This is a genomic window from Bacillus sp. JJ664 (assembly GCF_036962205.1).
Taxonomy (GTDB): Bacteria; Bacillota; Bacilli; order Bacillales; family Bacillaceae_G; genus Gottfriedia.
Map to the genome: position 1 here is coordinate 1 of NZ_JBALMS010000057.1, position 3526 is coordinate 3526.

At 31.1% G+C, this 3526-nt stretch carries 2 protein-coding genes and 2 pseudogenes; all 4 read left to right on the plus strand.

Features of this window, described 5'->3' with window-relative positions; all coding sequences use genetic code 11:
- Positions 1-240: 240 nt before the first annotated feature.
- Positions 241-333: pseudogene (locus tag V7056_RS10665) on the plus strand (YneF family protein); the annotation flags it as partial.
- Between the two features lie 233 nt (positions 334-566).
- A complete protein-coding gene (locus tag V7056_RS10670; protein ID WP_499701758.1) occupies positions 567-1355 on the plus strand; it encodes a glycoside hydrolase domain-containing protein in 789 nt (262 codons plus the stop codon).
- 159 nt (positions 1356-1514) lie between these two features.
- On the plus strand, positions 1515-3266 hold the full coding sequence (locus V7056_RS10675) for an ABC transporter transmembrane domain-containing protein (protein WP_499701760.1): 1752 nt from the start codon (positions 1515-1517) through the stop codon (positions 3264-3266).
- A pseudogene (locus V7056_RS10680) lies at positions 3267-3526 on the plus strand (ABC transporter ATP-binding protein); the annotation flags it as partial.

The window sequence follows — 3526 nt, forward strand, 5'->3', positions numbered from 1 at the left end:
AAATTATTATCAAGCATTTAATAACTCCTTTTCGATTAATGAATCCATATTACTAAATATTATCCTAATATTTACCATTATCATAGAGGACGTTGATAAAAATTTTCATAAATGAAAATTATGTAAAATTAACTCATTTGTACTTATAACTTTTTGGGGTATAGACATTATTATTGAAATAAGGTATATTTTCCTTAATAGAATAAGTGTTTCTGATTAGTTTATAAAACCTTGGTATATCAACGTTTAAAAGTTATGATGGCACAAATGGGTCAAAAACCTTCACAAAAGAAAATTAATCAAATGATGAAGGCTATGAACAACCAAAAGTAATTAGTCTAGATCTAGATTTTTATTGCTAGAATTGAGAACATACTTGAAAGAGATGTTTAAAATTGCAATAATGTCTTATCAATCATACAACTAATCCAAAACCACTTTTCATTGGTAATGATCCAATGGATAGTGGTTTTTTTAGTTGTTTTTTACATGTCATCATTTCACTCCATTTACCCTGAGCACAAACATTCTTTTTCAGTCTTGAATAGGATGTTTTGAAAAGGGGAGTGAGTAGCTTGAATTGGAAACCGATCATTTTTATTCTCATATCAGTTGTATTATTGTTTTCTATAATCTTCGGAGTATTGAGCAGTAAAGAAGATTCGTCTCGAAATCATGAAAAGCAGGAGCAAAAAGGTCCTTCTACTAAATCTTTTTATTGGGGAGTTGACACTGCTTCAAATACAACTAACCATTTTTTAACTTGTGTGAAAAAGGAGTTTGGAACACCTGAGGTTTTGGGTAGATATCTTGGCACGAAAGAAGACGTTTCTAAAGGTATTACTAAAAAAGAAGCAGCATTATTACATTCAAAGAAAATAAAAATATTATTAATCAATAATCAATTTGACTCTGCAAAAGGGTACAAAAACGGTGTAAACCAAGCACAAGTTGGTGTGAAGTTAGCTAGTGTTTTAGATGTACCAAAAGGAACAGCAATTTTTGCAGATATTGAACCAACTTATGAAGTCGATGCTAAGTTCATTAAAGGGTATTACGATGAGATGAAAAAGCTGGGATATGTTTCAGGAATCTATGGTGTGTTTGACAATGGGCAGGATTTATCGAAAGCATATAAACAAGCAGCAAAAGATCATCGCACATTAAGTAAAGAAACGATTTTATGGACTGCATTTCCACAACGAGGTATAACGACAAAAACAAATGCACCTGAATTTTCAGCTGGTGGACCAAGTGACACTAAAATATATGGATGGCAATATGGTTTAGATGCAACTGATTGTCATATTGATACAAATTTATTTAAGGGTGACCTAATCAAATATCTATGGTAGTTTATCTATGACTTAAAAAATGCACAAGCAGTGAACTGTTTGTGCATTTTTAAAATCTAACTATTAACAAATTTTTTTATGTTATAATTGACCATTAACTGTAAAGTATTCATAATATTTGTTAAAATCAAACTATGTGTTAATAACGGGGGTGGGGAAATGTCAGTCTTTAAAGATTTACTATGGTTTTTTAAACAAGAAAAAAGAAGTTATATCTGGGGGATATCTCTACTAATTATTGTTGCATTGTTAGAGCTTTTACCTCCGAAAGTCATTGGTTATGTAATCGACGAAATGATAAAAAAATCACTAAGTGGGAAGACATTATTCTTTTGGGTAGGATTAATTTTTGTAAATGGATTACTACTTTATTTATTTCGATTTTTGTGGAGAAGATTAATTTTTGGCTCTTCATTAAAATTAGCAAAACAACTGAGAGATAATTTATATCATCACTTTACAAAAATGTCGCCAACTTTTTATCAAAAAAATCGAATTGGAGATTTAATGGCCCATGCGACCAATGATGTTCAAGCTGTTCGAGAAACGGCTGGTGCTGGTATTTTAACTTTCGTTGACTCGATTATACTAGGTGGTTCTGTGTTAGTCATGATGGCAGTCTCAATTAGTTGGAAACTTACTTTCATTAGTTTATTACCACTACCAATCATGGCCATTTTAACGCAATACTATGGAAAACTATTACATCAACGATTTCATTTAGCTCAAGAAGCTTTTTCTGAATTAAACAATAAAGTACAAGAAAGCATGAGTGGTTTAAAAGTAATCAGAAGTTTAGGGCAAGCAAAAGAGGATATTGGTGCTTTTAAAAATCAAGCAGACATAGTTGTAAAAAACAATATGAAGGTTGCACGAATTGATGCTTTATTTGATCCAACTATTATGCTTGTTGTTTCAATTTCATACTTAATTTCAATTGTTTATGGTTCAAGATTAGTCATTTCAGATGACATTACAATTGGACAATTAATTACTTTTGTTACATATTTAGGAATTTTAATTTGGCCTATGCTTGCAATAGGTTGGTTATTCAATATTGTTGAAAGAGGGAGAGCTTCTTATGATCGTATTCGCTCTTTATTAAGTATTGAAGCTGAGATTAAAGATTCCGACCAAGCGTTACAAAAACTTGCGATGGGTGAAATTCACTATGCAATCGATTCATTTACATACAATGAGAATTCCAATTTCAAGCTAAGTGATATACATTTTCGTGTAAAAGAAGGTCAAACGATTGGTATTGTCGGAAAGACGGGTCAAGGGAAGACGACATTATTAAAATTATTGTTAAGAGAATATGATGTCAATCAAGGAAGAATTTCTGTTGGCGATCTGAATATTAAAAATGTGAGCTTACATGCATTAAGAGAGCATATCGGATATGTACCTCAAGAGCATTTTTTATTTTCAAGTACCGTGAAAGAAAATATTGCGTTTAGTTTTACAAATGCATCAGATGATGATGTATATAAAGCCTCTGAAATAGCAAATATCCACAATGATATATTAGAATTTCCAAAAGGTTATCAAACAGTTGTTGGTGAACGAGGTGTTTCACTTTCTGGCGGACAAAAACAAAGGATTTCAATTGCTCGATCGTTAATTAAAAATCCAAACATTTTAATTTTAGATGATTGTTTATCGGCAGTAGATGCAAAAACAGAAGAGAAAATACTTCGTTCACTAAAAGATGAGCGTGATGGGAAAACAACCTTTATTACTTCTCATCGGATGAGTGCTGTAATGCATAGTGATTTAATTATTGTATTAGATGAAGGTAAAATCATTCAGCGTGGTAAACATGAAGAATTAGTTCAAATGGATGGTTGGTATAAGGAAATGTTTGAAAGACAGCAATTAGAAGAACTTGTTCAGCAAGGAGGGAGATAAATGGAACAAGAAATAGATAATTCAAGGCAAAAGAAAGACTTAATTCGTTTACTTTCATTTTTAAAAAAATATAAAGTTCTACTTTTCTTCGCATTTGTATTTTTATTCCTTGCAACTGCTTGTGAAATGTACGGACCAATATTAGTGAAGAGATTTTTAGATGATCATTTAATGAAACAGTACTTTCCAAAAGATACGATTCTTATGTTGTTCTCTGTGTATGTTGTATTAATGATTGGAAAAATTATTTTATCTTATCT